Consider the following 17,228-nt stretch of genomic DNA (forward strand, 5'->3'; position numbering starts at 1 on the left):
GTTGATTCATCGTTGGATCAACCGTGGGGCGGGTGCATTACAGAATGTTGAACGGAACAGTAGTCACGAGACGGAACTCGTTGATGCTGCCGTCAGCCTGGTTTTCGCTGGCGCGGTGAGCGGTGTAGGTCCCGCGAACAGTGGTGGCCTTGAACGGGCCGCTCTGTATAGCGTAGGTGGCACCGATGCCATATTCGTAATGGTGTTCGCCGTCTTGCGACTGGATACCGTCGTAGCCTTTGTCCGCCACGCCTTTGTTGCCGGTGTAGTGGGTACCGTCGATGCCCCAGCCGCGCGCCTGGTAGATGTTGAACTTCAGGCCTGGCACGCCGTACTCGGCCATGTTCAGGCCGTAGGCGATCTGGAAGGACTTCTCGTTCGGACCGTTGAAGTCCGACAGCAGGGAGTTGGCCAGGTAGATACCGTTGGTTTCGTGCAGGTAGTCGAAGTACTCGTTACCGTTCACTTCCTGGTACGAGAAGGTCAGGCTGTGCGCCTGGTGAGTCAGGCCGAACGACAGGGAGTAGGTGTCGTTGTCGATGTCGCCGATCAGCGCTTTGCCTTCTTCCTGGGTTTTGTAGTAGTTCAGGCCGGTGGTCAGGCTCAGCACCTGGCTGTCGCCCAGGACGTGAGTGGCGCCGAAGTAATACTGGTTCCAGATATCTTCAGCCTGGGTTGCCCAGAGGCTGGTGGTCAGGCTGGCGAACGGGGTGTAGGTGATACCGCCGGTGTAGACGTGGTCGGATTCAACGATGCCGTTGGCGTATTCGGTGCGGAATTTGCGCTGGCTTTCTTCGGTACGCGGCGAGTTGCGATCGAAGGTGGCCAGGTCGAACGCCAGGTTGTTCAGTTCTTCGCTGTGGATCGCCACACCCTGGAAGCTCGAAGGTAGCGCACGGTTACCGATGACATCGACCATCGGGCTGCTGAAGTTCTGACGACCGGCGGTCAGGGTGGTGTTGGAAATACGCGCCTTGACGTTGGCCAGGCCCAGTTTGCTCCACTGGCCAACGGCGTCGCCGCCTTCTTCGGTCAGGGTACGGTTGTTGCCCGCGCCTGGGCGAGTGCCCGGTGCGCCACCATTGTTGGACGCCAGGTCCTTGCGGTCCTGGTCCAGGGCGATGGCGTTGTAGGCTGCCACTTCAGTGCTGACACCGACTGTGCCTTCGGTGAAGCCCGAGTTGTACTTGACGATGGTGCCCTGAACCCAGTTGATGCGACGGTCAGTTGGTGTCGAAACGCCGTCTTTCTTGTAGGAGAAATTGGCGCCACGTTTCAGCTGTTCATTGGCGTACCAGTTACGGGTAGTGCCACCGATCGACTGGCCTTCGAGGAAACCGGTGGCTTCGCTCTGGGCGCTTTTCTCATTCACTGTAACCGGGGTGTACGCCTGGCTCTGGGTTTCAGCGTAAGCCGTGGCGGTGATGCTGCTAATGGCCAACGCCAGTATTGCGGTGCTGCTCAGTTTCATGGGTGAAGCTCCTTACTTTCTATTATTAATGCCGGCCTTTTTTGGTGGTTCGGCTATTTGCTTTTGGAACTCTTTCACGCATCGCAAACGTTTGCTGTGCGCCGGATTGGCGAATTGCGGCAATACGCTTGCGTGAGGGCGCAATGCGCCCCCAAGCGTTTTCAGCTACACGGTTTTATTTTTCGATGCTGACACCCGAGAACACGTTGCGACCGAAGGGGCTGACCTTGAACCCTTCGATTTTGGCGCTCAACGGCTGGTTGACCGTCGAATGGGCGACAGGCGTGATCGGCACCTGCTGCTTGAGGTACTGCTGCGCCTGTTTGTAGAGCTCGGTGCGCTGGTTGCGGTCGGTCACGACCTTGGCCTGCTTGATCAGCTTGTCGTAAGCCGGATCACACCACATGGAGTAGTTGTTGCCGCCAATGGCATCGCAGCTGTACAGCGTGCCGAGCCAGTTGTCCGGGTCACCGTTGTCACCGGTCCAGCCGATCAGGCTGATGTCGTGCTCGCCATTCTTGGTGCGCTTGATGTACTCGCCCCATTCGTAGCTGACGATCTTGACCTTGAGGCCGATCTTCGCCCAGTCAGCCTGGAGCATCTCGGCCATCAACTTGGCGTTGGGGTTGTAGGGGCGCTGTACGGGCATGGCCCATAGGGTGATTTCGGTGCCTTCCTTCACGCCGGCAGCCTTGAGCAGTTCCTTGGCTTTTTCCGGGTTGTAGGCGGCGTCCTTGATCGTGTCATCGTAGGACCATTGGGTCGGCGGCATGGCGTTGACCGCCAGTTGCCCTGCACCCTGGTAAACGGCATTGAGAATGCTTTGCTTGTTCACCGCCATGTCCAGTGCCTGGCGCACTTCGAGCTGGTCGAATGGCTTGTGACGCACGTTGTAGGCGATGTAGCCGAGGTTGAAGCCGGGCTTTTCGATCAACTGCAGTGCGGGATCGTTCTTCAGCGCGGTCACGTCGGCGGGGCGGGGGTGCAAGGTGATCTGGCACTCATTGGCCTTCAGCTTCTGCACGCGCACCGAGGCGTCGGTGTTGATGGCGAAAATCAGGTTGTCGAGCTTGACCCGGCTCGGGTCCCAGTAATGCTTATTGCCGGTGTAACGGATGTTCGAGTCTTTCTGGTAACTCTTGAACACGAACGGCCCGGTGCCGATCGGCTTCTGGTTGATGTCGCTCGGCTTGCCTTCGGCGAGCAGCTTGTCGGCGTACTCGGCGGAGAGAATCGCGGCGAAGCTCATGGCGATGTTCTGGATGAACGCGGCGTCCACGCTGTTGAGCGTCATGACCACGGTCAGCGGCCCGGTCTTTTCGACCTTGGCGATGTTCTTGTTCAGGCTCATGCCGTTGAAATACGGGAATTCAGTCGGGTAAGCCTTACGGAAAGGTTGCTGCGGATCGAGCATGCGATTGAACGTGAAAAGCACGTCGTCAGCGTTGAAGTCGCGGGTCGGCGTGAAGTATTTGGTCGTGTGAAATTTCACTCCGGGACGTAGGTGGAAGGTGTACTGGAGGCCGTCCTCGGAAATATCCCAACTGGTGGCTAGACCGGGTACGACATTGGTCGAGCCTTTTTCAAACTCTGCCAGGCGGTTGTACAGCGGTTCGGCGGCGTCGTTATCGGTCGCGGTGGTGTACTGCGCGGTGTCGAAGCCGGCGGGGCTGCCTTCGGAACAGAACACCAGGCTGTTGGAGGCAGCCTGGCTCATGGACGTGGCGGCCAACAGGCCCGCGCCCAGTAATGCGGATAAAACCAAGGTATGGCGCATGACGCTCTCTCTTGTTCAGTGTTGTGACAATGAGCCTCCGTCCCGTCCGCAGACGTGAAGGCTTCACTGGTTTCCAGCCATGACGTGCAGCAAAAAAACCGATGACCCACGCATTCGCTGGTCAGATCCCGACGGTATGTACCGTGGGTCCGGCAGTAAATACGAAAAGTCCGAAAGACTTGTGGGAAAAGACGACGCGTCCTAGCGCTCCGCTGTAGTCAGCGGGCGATTTGGATGTAGGTGATTTCCTGCTTTCTCGGTAGATAAAGTAACGGCGACGTCATGAACGTCGCCGTTACCAAACCTTACTTGCTGACGCTGACGCCGTAGAAGGAGTTCAAGCCAAACGGGCTGATCTTGAAGTCCTGCACATTGGCGCGCATGGGTTGGAACACCGTCGAGTGAGCGATAGGTGTCATTGGCGTCTGATCTTTAAGGATGTGTTGCGCCTGCTTGTACAGTTCGGTGCGTTTGCCTTGATCCGAAGTGCGCTTGGCTTGCTTGACGATGTCGTCAAACGGCTTGTAGCACCATTTCGAGAAGTTGTTGCCTTCCAGCGAGTCGCAGCCGAACAGCACGTTCAGCCAGTTGTCGGGATCACCATTGTCACCGCTCCAGCCAATCAGCATCGCCTGATTCTCGCCGCCTTTGGAGCGCTTGATGTACTCGCCCCACTCGTAGCTCTGGATCTTGACCTTGAGGCCGACCTTCGCCCAGTCGGACTGCAGCATTTCTGCCATCAGCTTGGCGTTCGGGTTATACGGACGCTGTACCGGCATGGCCCAGAGAACGATTTCGGTGCCGTCTTTCACGCCGGCTTCCTTGAGCAGCTCTTTGGCTTTCTCAGGGTTGTACGGCGCATCCTTGATGGTGGTGTCGTAGGACCACTGGGTCGGTGGCATGGCGTTGACGGCCAGTTGGCCGGCGCCCTGGTACACGGAGTCGATGATCTGTTGCTTGTTGACCGCCATGTCCAGTGCCTGACGCACTTTCAATTGGGCCAACGGGTTTGGCTCGTTGCTGCCCTTGACCTTGTCCATCACGTTGTAGGCGATGTAACCCAGGTTGAAACCGGCCTGGTCAGGCAGCTTCAGGGTCTTGTCTTCGCGCAGCGCTTTCAGGTCAGCCGGACGAGGGAACAGGGTGACCTGGCACTCATTCTTCTTCAGCTTCTGGATACGTACCGACGGGTCGGTGGTGATGGCGAAGATCAGGTTGTCGATCTTGACGTCTTCCGGCTTCCAGTAGTCCTTGTTCCCGGTGTAGCGGATGTTGGAGTCTTTCTGGTAGCTCTTGAACACGAACGGACCAGTGCCGACCGGCTTCTGGTTGATGTCCGCGGCCTTGCCTTCTTTCAGCAGCTGGGCTGCGTATTCGGCGGACTGGATCGAGGCGAAGCTCATGGCCATGTTCTGGATGAACGCGGCATCAACGTCTTTGAGGGTGAACTTGACGGTTTTGTCGTCGACTTTATCGATCTTGGTGATGTTGGTGTCCATCCCCATGTCGGTGAAGTACGGGAATTCGGTCGGGTACGCTTTGCGGAACGGTTCATCCTTGTTAATCATGCGATTGAAGGTGAACAGTACGTCGTCGGCGTTGAACTCACGAGTCGGCTTGAAATACGGTGTGGTGTGGAACTTGACGCCTTCGCGCAGGTGGAAGGTGTAGTTCAGGCCGTCATCGGAGACGTCCCAGCTGGTCGCCAGGCCAGGAATTACGGCGGTGCCGCCGCGCTCGAACTGGGTCAGGCGGTTGAACATGGTTTCGGCAGAGGCGTCGAAGTCGGTTCCGGTGGTGTATTGACCTGGATCGAAACCGGCCGGGCTCCCTTCGGAGCAGAACACCAGGTTAGTCGCAGCTTGAGCGAACGGTGCACTAGCCAACAGGCTGGCGCCGACTAAAAACGGAATGACCGCGTGTTTAAGCATGGTGGCCTCATGATTTGTTGTCATTTTTTGATTTTGAGGACGACCTCGTGAGTCGTGCCTGCGGATACTTATGCAGGGGCCATACCCAATGCAAGATCCAGAGCGACTACAGGCATTAAACAGTGGCACGAACGTACCTTAATGTCGCAATTGTATAAAACTCGCCGCATTTGATCGTTTGCGCGGCGTTTTTTAGGTGCAAACGACGCACTTAATTGGTGCGCCATGGTTTCTGGATGCTCCCGATCAGGGCGGGGTGTTACTTATTTATACCCCTGTTCGTGGGGTGGGTATGGCGTGAATAAGAGTGGTTATTGTTGCAACCCGATCGGCCCCCGGACATTGGTTGCACCCATTGCAACTCGGGCTTTTCGTGGGTGTGCGTATTCATTTATAGCTCATGCACGCAAACGTCCCGCAAAAAAAACGGCGATCACTTCAATGATCGCCGTTTATCTATTCAGGTTATCGAATCAAGGCATCAGCACTTCAATCGATCCATCGGCCGTCATACTGACCTGGCTGGTGCCGGCTTCCACTTCCGGCGTCACCGGAGCCGCGTCCATGCTGGCGGCTTTCATCATCATCGGCCCGCGCATGTAGGGTTGTGGGTAACCGTTGCTGTTGAGATTCAGATTGACGATTTTGTAGCCCTTGCCGCCCAGGGCGTCGGTGGCCAGCTGCGCGCGGGCCTTGAAGGCGGTTACGGCGTCCTTGAGCAGGGCGTCTTCGCTGGCCTTGCGGGTTGGCGTGGCGATGGCGAAGTCCATGCCGCCCATTTTCAGGTCGGTGAGCAGTTCGCCAGTCAGCTTCGACAGTGCGGCGAAGTCCGGGCTTTCCAGGCGCAGTTCGGCACGTTCACGCCAGCCGGTGATTTTCTGGCCCTTGGCGTCGTAGATAGGGTAGCTGTTGCGACTGCCCTGGCGCAGGGTGATGTCCTTGACTTGCTTGGCCTGGGCCAGGGCCTTGTTCATGGTGGTGCTGACGTCCGCGGCGAGTTTGGCCGGGTCGGTATTCTGTTCTTCGGTGTAGAGGGTCACGATCATCAGGTCGCGAGCCACTTCCTGGCTGACTTCGGCACGCAGGGAAATCTGGTTGTAATGAAGTTCGTCGGCGGCCAGGGCCGGGAGGGCGGCGAGGGTGCCAGCACTCAGGGCGAGGAGGGCGGCGCTGCGGCGGAATGTGTGCATGAAGGCTCCTAGGATGGTGCGCAGGGTTTTGTCCGGGCCTGCGTGAAACCATCAGACTCTAGCTTTAATGATCCGGTTCGCACAGTTACAACTTCTATACAGATCGACTGCAGGTGGCTGCTTCGCAACCATTCGCGGGCAAGCCACGCTCCTACAGGGAAATGCATTCCAATGTGGGAGCGAGCCTGCTCGCGAAGGCGTCCGTATAGACACCGCTAAGCTTCCCGCCATGTGGCCGTTTGCCGCACTTTCGCCTGCCAGCCCCCGCGCTTGGTTATACTCCCGTCGATCCGCCTGGAGCGCTCATCAGGAGAGCTCATGCTCGCCCCCGTTCAAATCACTTCCGCCACGCGCCAGAATCTCTGGCGGCTGACGTTCATCCGTACCTTGGTATTGGCCGCTCAAGCCGGTTCCGTAGGCTTGGCCTACTGGCTCGAACTGCTGCCATTGCCCTGGTTCCAACTGGCCGCGACCCTTGGCTGCTCGATGCTGCTGTGTGCTTTCACGGCCATTCGGCTGCGCACCACATGGCCTGTCACCGAGCTCGAATACGCGGTGCAATTGGCCTGCGACCTGTTTATCCACAGTGCGCTGCTGTATTTCTCGGGTGGTTCGACCAACCCCTTCGTCTCTTATTACCTGGTGCCGCTGACCATCGCGGCAGTGACCTTGCCATGGCGTTACTCGGTGATTCTGTCGGGCATCGCCTTGACCATGTACACCTTGCTGCTGGCGCGCTTCTACCCGCTGCAAACCTTCCCGATCGCCCGGGAAAACCTGCAGGTGTACGGGATGTGGTTGAGCTTCGCCCTGGCGGCGGCAGTGATCACGTTCTTCGCCGCGCGCATGGCCGAAGAGCTGCGTCGCCAGGAAGAGCTGCGCGCCATTCGCCGCGAAGAAGGCCTGCGCGACCAGCAACTGCTGGCCGTCGCCACCCAGGCGGCAGGCGCCGCCCATGAGTTGGGCACGCCGTTGGCGACCATGAGCGTGTTGCTCAAAGAGATGCAACAGGATCATCCTGACCCGATGCTGCAGGATGACCTGAAAGTGCTGCAGGATCAGGTCAAGCTGTGCAAAGAGACCTTGCAACAGCTGGTTCGGGCGGCGGAGGCCAATCGCCGTTTGGCGGTGCAGATGCAGGACGTCACCGACTGGCTCGACGAAGCGCTCAATCGCTGGCACCTGATGCGCCCGGAAGCCAGTTATCGCTTCCAGCGCCTGGGCCAGGGCACGGTGCCGCGCATGGCGCCGCCACCAGACCTGACCCAGGCACTGCTCAATCTGCTCAACAACGCGGCGGATGCCTGTCCCGAGGGGCTGCAAGTCACCCTGGACTGGAATACCGAGGACTTGACCATCAGCATCCGCGACCACGGCGCCGGTGTGCCGCTGGCCATCGCCGAGCAGATCGGCAAGCCGTTTTTTACCACCAAGGGCAAAGGCTTCGGCCTGGGCCTGTTTTTGAGCAAGGCCAGCGTGACACGCGCCGGCGGCTCAGTGAAACTCTACAGTCATGAGGAAGGCGGCACGCTCACCGAGCTGCGCCTGCCCCACGGCGCCCGAGGAGACCAACATGAGTGACGAAATCCAAGTCGAAGGCGAAGAACTGCCGCATTTGCTGCTGGTCGATGACGACGCGACCTTTACCCGGGTGATGGCCCGCGCCATGGCCCGCCGTGGCTTTCGCGTCAGCACCGCCGGTTCCGCCGAAGAAGGGCTGACCATCGCCCAGGCCGATCTGCCGGACTATGCCGCGCTGGACCTGAAAATGGATGGTGACTCGGGCCTGGTGTTGCTGCCCAAGTTGCTGGAAATGGACCCGGAAATGCGCGTGGTGATCCTCACCGGTTATTCGAGCATTGCCACCGCCGTGGAAGCGATCAAGCGCGGCGCCTGCAACTACCTGTGCAAACCGGCCGACGCCGACGACGTGCTGGCCGCGCTGTTGTCCGAACACGCCGACCTCGACAGCCTGGTGCCGGAAAACCCGATGTCCGTGGACCGCTTGCAGTGGGAACACATTCAGCGCGTGTTGACCGAGCACGAAGGCAACATCTCCGCCACCGCCCGCGCCCTGGGCATGCACCGCCGCACGCTGCAGCGCAAACTGCAGAAGCGCCCCGTTCGTCGCTGAACCTGCGCTGAACGAATGCGGGCCACTCCTCGCGAAAAATCGAACCGATCATCTATGATCGGTTCGTACGTGTTCTTTTCCTTATCGAGCCTTATCCATGAATCAGAACGCTGAGTACTCCGCGGTCAATGATGCTGTGCGCGGGCAGTTTTTCCGAAAAGTCTGGGCGATGATCACGCCTTACTGGCGCAGTGAAGAAAAGGTCAAGGCCTGGACGTTGCTGATCGCAGTGATTGCATTGTCGCTCGTCAGCGTGGGGATCTCGGTGTGGTTCAACACCTGGTACAAGGATTTCTACAATGCCCTGCAGCAAAAGGACGAGGCGGCATTCTGGCGGCTGATCCTGTATTTCTGCGCGATTGCAGCGGTGGCGATTGTGGGTGCGGTGTACCGGCTCTACCTGACGCAGATGCTGACGATTCGCTGGCGGGCGTGGCTCACCGAAAAGCATTTCGCCCGTTGGCTCGGCAACAAGAATTACTACCAGCTGGAGCAGGGCGGTTACACCGATAACCCGGACCAGCGCATTTCTGAAGACCTCAACAATTTCACCTCCGACACCTTGAGTCTGGGCATCGGCCTGCTGCGCAATATCGTCAGCCTGGTGTCGTTCTCGATCATCCTCTGGGGTGTGTCCGGAAGCATTGAAGTGTTCGGTGTGACCATTCCCGGCTACATGTTCTGGGCCGTACTGGTTTACGCGGTTCTGGGCAGCTGGCTGACGCATTTGATCGGTCGCCGCTTGATCGGCCTGAACAACCGCCAACAACGCTTCGAAGCCGACCTGCGTTTCTCCATGGTACGGATTCGCGAGAATGCCGAAAGCATCGCGTTGTACAACGGCGAGCCCAATGAGAACCGCCGCTTGACCCATCGTTTCTCAATGGTCTGGCACAACTACTGGGACATCATGAAGGTGTCCAAGCGCCTGACCTTCTTCACTTCCGGTTACGAGCAGGCCGCTGTCATCTTCCCCTTCATGGTTGCCGCGCCGCGTTACCTCGCCGGCAAGATCGAACTGGGTGAGCTGATGCAAATCAGCTCGGCGTTCGGCAATGTCCAGGACAGCTTCAGCTGGTTTATCACCGCGTACCAGAGCCTCGCCTCATGGCGCGCCACCTGCGATCGTCTGCTCAGCTTCCGCCAGGCCATGACTGACAACGAGCAACGCGCGCCGGCCATCGACGTGCAGAACTCCGGCTCAGCCTTGAAGGTGCACAACCTCGGCCTCGACCTGGCTGACGGCCGCCACCTGTTGACCAGTGGCGACATGACCGTGGAGGAGGGCGAGCGCGTGATGCTCAGCGGTCGTTCCGGCAGCGGCAAGTCGACCTTGCTGCGGGCGATGGGGCACCTGTGGCCTGCGGGGCACGGCAGTATCCGCCTGCCGGCGGCGCGCTATCTCTTCCTGCCGCAAAAGCCTTACTTGCCGATTGGCACCTTGCGTGAAGCGCTGAGTTATCCACAGGCCGGTGATACCTACCCGAACGAGCGTTACGTGCACGTTCTGGAAACCTGCCGTCTGCCGCATCTGGTGGCGCGTCTCGACGAAGCCAATCACTGGCAGCGCATGCTCTCGCCTGGCGAGCAGCAACGTCTGGCCTTTGCCCGTGCGCTGCTTTATGCACCGCAATGGCTGTACATGGACGAAGCGACTTCGGCGATGGATGAAGAAGACGAGGCGTCGCTTTATCAGGCACTGATCGATGAGTTGCCGGGCCTGAGTATCATCAGCGTCGGGCATCGCAGCAGCCTCAAGCGCTTCCATCCACGGCACGTTCGTATCGAGAATGGCCATTTGGTGGATCAGACCGTGACCGCCTGAGCACCGCGCCCCCCTGTAGGAGCTGCCGAAGGCTGCGATCTTTTGATTTTGTTTTTCTAGATCAAGATCAAAAGATCGCAGCCTTCGGCAGCTCCTACAAGGGGTGTGTGGGTGATCGTACAACCGCGTTGAGCTATGATGCGCTTTCAGCCGAATTTTTCGAGACAGATGTTCACCATGGAAAACCCGAACGACGCACCACGCCTCCCTCGCAAGCGCCGCAGCCTCGCTCAGGAACTGGTGACGGTGCTGTCCGAGCAGATCCGCGACGGTCACCTCAAGCGTGGCGACAAGCTGCCCACCGAGTCGGCGATCATGGATGCCCATGGTGTCAGCCGCACGGTGGTACGCGAGGCGATTTCCCGTTTACAGGCAGCCGGGCAGGTGGAAACCCGTCACGGCATCGGAACCTTCGTGCTGGACACCCCAAGCCCGAGCGGGTTTCGCATCGACCCGGCAACTGTGGTTACCTTGCGCGACGTGCTGGCCATTCTGGAACTGCGCATCAGCCTCGAAGTGGAGTCCGCTGGCCTCGCCGCGCAACGCCGCAGCCCCGAGCAGTTAGCGCTTATGCGCGCGGCACTGGATGCCCTGAACGAAAGTGTTTCCCACGCCAGCGATGCCGTGGCCTCGGACTTCCAGTTCCACCTGCAGATTGCCCTGGCAACCGGCAACCGCTACTTCACCGACATTATGACTCACCTGGGCACCAGCATCATCCCGCGCACCCGCCTGAACTCCGCGCGGCTGGCCCATGACGATCAGCAGCACTACATGAATCGCCTGAGCCGCGAGCACGAAGAGATCTACGACGCGATCGCCCGCCAGGACTCCGACGCGGCGCGGGCGGCCATGCGCTTGCACCTGACCAATAGCCGTGAGCGACTGCGTCATGCCCATGAAGAGGCTGAGGCGCAGCGGGGGTAAGATTCTGGGTCAGGTAATCCATTGCCTGTCAGACCGTATTCGCGAGCAGGCTCGCTCCCACAGTTGATCGCGGTGGTTCACAATAATTGTGTCCGCAGGTGAGCCATTGTTGGAGCGAGCCTGCTCGCGAAGGGGCCAGGAGTCATTGCACACATCCTTCAGGCGCTCCGCCAATCGTCATTTGATCCTCCGACAACGTATCTCTAACGAACCGTTGATAGCGTAACTTTATCCTGTCCTCCCGTTATGAAAGGCCCGAGAGCACGGCCTTTCAGTCTTTCTTGTCCAACAATTTTCACCCCTGACGATGAAATGCAGTTGACGCTTATTTTATTAGTTGTACGATGACCTACAACTTCGGCGAAGGCTGAACGGTTTTCTCACACATAACGTCGCTACCCAGGGTGTTCGAATAATGAATCCACAAGAACTGAAGTCCATCCTCTCTTCCGGTCTGCTGTCTTTCCCGGTAACCGATTTCAATGCCCAGGGCGATTTCCACCGCGCTGGCTACATCAAGCGCCTGGAATGGCTGGCCCCATACGGCGCCTCGGCTTTGTTCGCCGCAGGCGGCACCGGTGAATTCTTCTCCTTGGCGGCCAGCGAATATTCAGAAATCATCAAGACTGCCGTCGACACCTGCGCCACCAGCGTGCCGATCCTCGCCGGTGTCGGTGGTGCCACCCGTCAGGCCATCGAATACGCACAGGAAGCCGAGCGTCTGGGCGCCAAAGGCCTGTTGCTGCTGCCGCACTACCTGACCGAAGCCAGCCAGGACGGCGTTGCCGCTCACGTTGAAGCCGTGTGCAAATCGGTCAACATCGGCGTGGTGGTCTACAACCGTAACGTCTGCCGCCTGAACGCGCCGCTGCTGGAACGTCTGGCCGAGCGTTGCCCTAACCTGATCGGCTACAAGGATGGCCTGGGTGATATCGAGTTGATGGTGTCGATCCGTCGCCGCCTCGGTGATCGCTTCAGCTACCTGGGTGGTCTGCCGACCGCCGAAGTCTACGCCGCGGCCTACAAGGCGCTGGGCGTACCGGTCTACTCCTCGGCGGTGTTCAACTTCATCCCGAAAACCGCGATGGATTTCTACCACGCCATCGCGCGTGAAGATCACGCCACCGTCGGCAAGATCATCGACGACTTCTTCCTGCCGTACCTGGACATCCGTAACCGCAAAGCCGGCTACGCCGTGAGCATCGTCAAGGCCGGGGCAAAAATTGCCGGCTATGACGCAGGTCCCGTGCGTGCGCCGCTGACCGACCTGACCGGCGAAGAGTACGAAATGCTCGCCGCGCTGATCGACAAGCAGGGTGCGCAGTAACACATCCGATTAAGTAAGGCCGCTGAGTGATCAGCGGCCTTTTGCGTGAGGAGAAACTTCCGTGGCAGATGCAAAGCGTTTCGATAACTACATCAACGGCGAATGGGTTGCCGGTGGCGATTATTCGACCAACATCAACCCGTCCGAACTGACTGACGCCATCGGCGATTACGCCAAGGCTGACCTGGCCCAGGTCCACGCTGCCATCGACGCCGCCCGCGCCGCGTTCCCGGCATGGTCCACTTCCGGCATTCAGGCGCGTCATGATTCCCTGGACAAAGTCGGTACCGAGATCCTCGCCCGTCGCGAAGAGCTCGGCACCCTGCTGGCCCGGGAAGAGGGCAAGACCCTGCCCGAAGCCATCGGCGAAGTGACTCGCGCCGGCAACATCTTCAAGTTCTTCGCCGGTGAATGCCTGCGCCTGTCTGGCGACTACCTGCCGTCAGTGCGTCCGGGCATCAACGTTGAAGTCACCCGCGAAGCCTTGGGCGTGGTCGGTCTGATCACCCCGTGGAACTTCCCGATTGCCATCCCTGCATGGAAAATCGCCCCGGCCCTGGCCTACGGCAACTGCGTCGTGCTCAAGCCTGCGGAACTGGTGCCGGGTTGTGCCTGGGCCCTGGCGGAAATCATCTCCCGCGCCGGCTTCCCGGCCGGTGTGTTCAACCTGGTGATGGGCAGCGGTCGTGTGGTGGGCGATGCGCTGGTGCATAGCCCGAAAGTCGATGGCATCAGCTTCACAGGCTCCGTGGGTGTAGGTCGTCAGATCGCCGTCAGCTGCGTGTCGCGCCAGGCCAAGGTGCAGCTGGAAATGGGTGGCAAGAACCCACAGATCATTCTCGACGACGCCGACCTCAAGCAAGCGGTCGAGCTGTCGGTGCAGAGCGCGTTCTACTCCACCGGCCAGCGTTGCACAGCATCGAGCCGCTTCATCGTCACCGCCGGGATTCACGACAAGTTCGTCGAAGCCATGGCCGAACGCATGAAGTCGATCAAGGTCGGTCATGCATTGAAATCCGGCACCGACATCGGTCCGGTGGTGTCGCAGGCGCAACTTGAACAGGACATGAAGTACATCGACATCGGCCAGTCCGAGGGTGCGCGCCTGGTCAGCGGCGGTGACCTGGTGACCTGCGACACCGAGGGCTACTTCCTCGCGCCAACGCTGTTTGCCGATAGCGAAGCCTCTATGCGCATCAGTCGCGAAGAGATCTTCGGCCCGGTGGCAAACATCGTTCGCGTGGCTGATTACGAAGCCGCACTGGCCATGGCCAACGACACCGAATTCGGTCTGTCGGCGGGCATCGCCACCACTTCCTTGAAGTACGCCAACCACTTCAAGCGCCACTCCCAGGCCGGGATGGTGATGGTCAACCTGCCGACCGCCGGCGTGGATTACCACGTTCCGTTCGGTGGGCGTAAAGGTTCATCCTATGGGTCACGTGAGCAAGGTCGCTATGCGCAAGAGTTCTACACGGTCGTAAAAACTGCCTACATCGGCTCCTGATATACCGCAATACCTGTAGGAGCCGGCTTGCTGGCGATGCAGGCACCTCGGTGTGTCATTTACACCGCAGTGATGCGATCGCCAGCAAGCCGGCTCCTACAGCACCGTTATTACCCGCATAAAAATAATCAGTGGGAGTACATCTACATGCAATCGACCAAGAAGCCGACTCACGTCCGCTATTTGATCCTGCTCATGCTGTTTCTGGTGACCACGATCAACTACGCCGACCGCGCCACCATCGCCATCGCCGGCTCAAGCCTGCAAAAAGACCTCGGCATTGACGCAGTCACCCTCGGTTATATCTTCTCCGCATTCGGTTGGGCATACGTGGCCGGGCAAATCCCCGGTGGCTGGCTGCTCGATCGTTTCGGTTCGAAAAAAATCTATGCACTGAGCATCTTCACCTGGTCGCTTTTCACCGTGTTGCAGGGTTATGTCGGCGAGTTCGGCATGTCCACGGCAGTGGTTGCGCTGTTCATGCTGCGCTTTCTGGTGGGCCTGGCCGAAGCGCCGTCCTTCCCCGGCAACGCACGCATCGTCGCCGCCTGGTTCCCGACTGCTGAACGTGGCACCGCCTCGGCGATCTTCAACTCGGCGCAATACTTTGCCACCGTGTTGTTCGCACCGCTGATGGGCTGGATCGTCTACAGCTTCGGCTGGCAGCACGTGTTCATTGTCATGGGCGTGATCGGCATCATCTTTTCGGGCATCTGGCTGAAGGTGATCTACAGCCCGCGTCAGCACCCGATGATCAACGAAGCCGAGTTCAAGCACATCGCCGACAACGGCGGCATGGTCGACATGGACCAGGACAAGGGCAAGGGCAAAAAGGGCGACGGTCCGAAGTGGGACTACATCCGCCAGTTGCTGACCAACCGCATGATGTTGGGCGTGTACCTTGGGCAATACTGCATCAACGGCATCACTTACTTCTTCCTGACCTGGTTCCCGGTGTACCTGGTGCAAGAACGTGGCATGACCATTCTCAAGGCTGGCTTCATCGCCTCGTTGCCGGCGATCTGCGGCTTCATCGGTGGCGTACTCGGCGGAGTGATTTCCGACTACCTGCTGCGCAAGGGCCATTCCCTGACCTTCGCCCGCAAGGCGCCGATCATCGCTGGCCTGCTGGTGTCCAGCAGCATCGTGGCTTGTAACTATGTGGACGTCGAATGGATGGTCGTCGGCTTCATGGCCCTGGCGTTCTTCGGCAAAGGCGTAGGTGCATTGGGTTGGGCCGTGGTGTCCGATACTTCGCCGAAGCAGATCGCCGGTCTCAGCGGTGGCCTGTTCAACACCTTCGGCAACCTGGCGTCGATCACCACGCCGATCGTCATCGGTTACATCATCAGTTCCACCGGTTCGTTCAAATGGGCCCTGGTGTTTGTCGGTTGCAACGCACTGGTCGCGGTGTTCAGCTATCTGGTCATCGTCGGGCCGATCAAGCGTGTGGTGCTCAAGGAGCCGCCTGTTAACGGTCCTGAAGCATCCGGTAAATTGTCTCAAGCGCATTCCTGAGGAGCGGCGTCATGCAGTTGATTGAACATTCCGACTCGCCGCGTTACATCCGCCTGCACGAGCGGGACAACGTGGTGATCGTGGTCAATGACCAGGGGGTACCGGCCGGTACCGAGTTTTCCGATGGCCTGGTCACCGTCGACTTCGTGCCACAGAGCCACAAGGTCACCCTGGAAGACATTCCCGAAGGTGGCCAGGTGATCCGTTACGGGCAGGTCATTGGCTACGCCCTGCAGCCGATTCCCCGTGGCAGTTGGGTCAAGGAAGATCAACTGCGCATGCCGACCGCACCGCCGCTGGACAGCTTGCCGCTGTCCACCGAAGTGCCGGCCGCGCAGGCACCGCTTGAGGGCTATACCTTCAAGGGTTACCGCAACGCCGACGGTACCGTCGGCACGCGCAACATTCTTGGGATCACTACCACGGTGCAATGCGTGACCGGTGTGCTGGATCACGCGGTCAAGCGCATCAAGGACGAGCTGCTGCCCAAGTACCCGCACGTCGATGATGTGGTGGCGCTGACCCACAGCTATGGCTGTGGCGTGGCGATCACCGCCACCGACGCCTACATCCCGATTCGCACCGTGCGCAACCTGGCGCGCAACCCGAACCTGGGTGGCGAAGCACTGGTGATCAGCCTGGGTTGTGAGAAATTGCAGGCCGGGCAGGTGATGCACGAGAACGACAGTTCGGTGGATTTGAGCGAGCCGTGGCTGTATCGCCTGCAGGATTCCAGCCACGGTTTTACCGAGATGATCGAGCAGATCATGGAACTGGCTGAAACCCGTCTGAAAAAACTCGACCAGCGCCGCCGGGAAACCGTACCGGCGTCGGAGCTGATCCTCGGCATGCAGTGTGGCGGCAGCGATGCGTTTTCCGGGATTACCGCCAACCCGGCGCTGGGTTATGCCTCGGACCTGTTGCTGCGTGCGGGTGCGACGGTGATGTTCTCCGAAGTCACCGAAGTGCGCGATGCGATCTACCTGCTGACCTCCCGCGCGCAGACCAAGGAAGTCGCGCAGGAACTGGTGCGGGAAATGGACTGGTACGACCGTTACCTGGCCAAGGGTGAGGCGGATCGCAGCGCCAATACCACGCCGGGCAACAAGAAGGGCGGTTTGTCGAACATTGTCGAGAAGTCCCTGGGCTCGATCGTCAAGTCCGGCAGCAGCGCTATCACTGGCGTGCTCGGCCCTGGCGAGCGGTTCAAGGAAAAAGGCCTGATCTTCTGCGCGACCCCGGCCAGTGACTTTGTCTGCGGGACGTTGCAGTTGGCGGCGGGGATGAACCTGCACGTGTTCACCACCGGCCGCGGCACGCCTTACGGGTTGGCCATGGCGCCGGTGGTGAAGGTATCGACCCGGACCGAACTGGCGCAGCGCTGGCCGGACTTGATCGACATCGACGCCGGGCGAATCGCTACCGGGCGGGCATCTATCGAAGACCTCGGCTGGGAGCTATTCCACTACTACCTGGATGTGGCCAGTGGCAAACAACAAACGTGGGCTGAAAAGCACAAGCTGCATAACGACATCACGCTGTTCAACCCGGCACCGATCACCTGAGACCGCGTTATCGTTCTTCGCGAGCAGGCTCGCTCCCACAGTTGATCGCATTCCCC

The 17,228-nt window shown here is 59.5% G+C and carries 12 protein-coding genes; 8 read left to right on the forward strand and 4 right to left on the reverse strand.

Annotated features, from left to right (window positions below):
* Positions 1-37: 37 nt before the first annotated feature.
* The 4 genes from ACA054_RS04020 to ACA054_RS04035 all read right to left on the reverse strand — a co-directional run bounded on the left by ACA054_RS04020 (position 38) and on the right by ACA054_RS04035 (position 6,369).
* Complete coding sequence (locus ACA054_RS04020) at positions 38-1,471, reverse strand: OprD family porin (protein WP_497688287.1); 1,434 nt, start codon at positions 1,469-1,471, stop codon at positions 38-40.
* A gap of 175 nt (positions 1,472-1,646) precedes the next feature.
* The gene (locus tag ACA054_RS04025; RefSeq protein WP_497688288.1) at positions 1,647-3,248 is read right to left on the reverse strand and encodes an ABC transporter substrate-binding protein; all 1,602 of its coding nucleotides are present in this window, start codon (positions 3,246-3,248) and stop codon (positions 1,647-1,649) included.
* Positions 3,249-3,553: 305 nt separating this feature from the next.
* The gene (locus ACA054_RS04030; RefSeq protein WP_497688289.1) at positions 3,554-5,179 is read right to left on the reverse strand and encodes an ABC transporter substrate-binding protein; all 1,626 of its coding nucleotides are present in this window, start codon (positions 5,177-5,179) and stop codon (positions 3,554-3,556) included.
* 473 nt (positions 5,180-5,652) lie between these two features.
* A complete protein-coding gene (locus ACA054_RS04035; RefSeq protein WP_497688290.1) occupies positions 5,653-6,369 on the reverse strand; it encodes an SIMPL domain-containing protein in 717 nt (238 codons plus the stop codon).
* Between the two features lie 318 nt (positions 6,370-6,687).
* On the opposite strand from ACA054_RS04035, the gene ACA054_RS04040 reads away from it, so the two are divergent.
* From ACA054_RS04040 to garD, 8 genes are all read left to right on the forward strand, one after another.
* Positions 6,688-7,950: an ATP-binding protein gene (locus ACA054_RS04040; RefSeq protein WP_497688291.1), complete on the forward strand. Its 1,263-nt coding sequence runs from the start codon at positions 6,688-6,690 to the stop codon at positions 7,948-7,950.
* Complete coding sequence (locus ACA054_RS04045; protein WP_008057484.1) at positions 7,943-8,503, forward strand: response regulator transcription factor; 561 nt, start codon at positions 7,943-7,945, stop codon at positions 8,501-8,503. Before ACA054_RS04040 ends, ACA054_RS04045 begins: the two co-directional genes overlap by 8 nt.
* 97 nt (positions 8,504-8,600) lie before the next feature.
* Positions 8,601-10,328, forward strand: coding sequence for an ABC transporter ATP-binding protein/permease (locus ACA054_RS04050; protein WP_497688292.1), 1,728 nt, complete (start codon positions 8,601-8,603; stop codon positions 10,326-10,328).
* Positions 10,329-10,505: 177 nt separating this feature from the next.
* A complete protein-coding gene (locus ACA054_RS04055; protein WP_175391458.1) occupies positions 10,506-11,255 on the forward strand; it encodes a FadR/GntR family transcriptional regulator in 750 nt (249 codons plus the stop codon).
* A 415-nt stretch (positions 11,256-11,670) separates the two neighbouring features.
* Positions 11,671-12,582, forward strand: coding sequence for a 5-dehydro-4-deoxyglucarate dehydratase (gene kdgD / locus ACA054_RS04060; protein WP_497688293.1), 912 nt, complete (start codon positions 11,671-11,673; stop codon positions 12,580-12,582).
* A gap of 61 nt (positions 12,583-12,643) precedes the next feature.
* Entirely contained in the window at positions 12,644-14,089 is a 1,446-nt protein-coding gene (locus ACA054_RS04065) for an aldehyde dehydrogenase family protein (RefSeq protein WP_497688294.1), read from the forward strand.
* A gap of 147 nt (positions 14,090-14,236) precedes the next feature.
* Positions 14,237-15,607 carry an MFS transporter gene (locus ACA054_RS04070; RefSeq protein ID WP_497688295.1) on the forward strand — a complete coding sequence of 457 codons (1,371 nt, stop codon included), beginning with the start codon at positions 14,237-14,239 and terminating at the stop codon, positions 15,605-15,607.
* A gap of 11 nt (positions 15,608-15,618) precedes the next feature.
* Positions 15,619-17,172, forward strand: a complete 1,554-nt coding sequence (gene garD / locus ACA054_RS04075; RefSeq protein ID WP_497688296.1) for a galactarate dehydratase — start codon at positions 15,619-15,621, stop codon at positions 17,170-17,172.
* Positions 17,173-17,228 lie beyond the last annotated feature (56 nt).

This window comes from Pseudomonas sp. LBUM1653 (assembly GCF_059716115.1).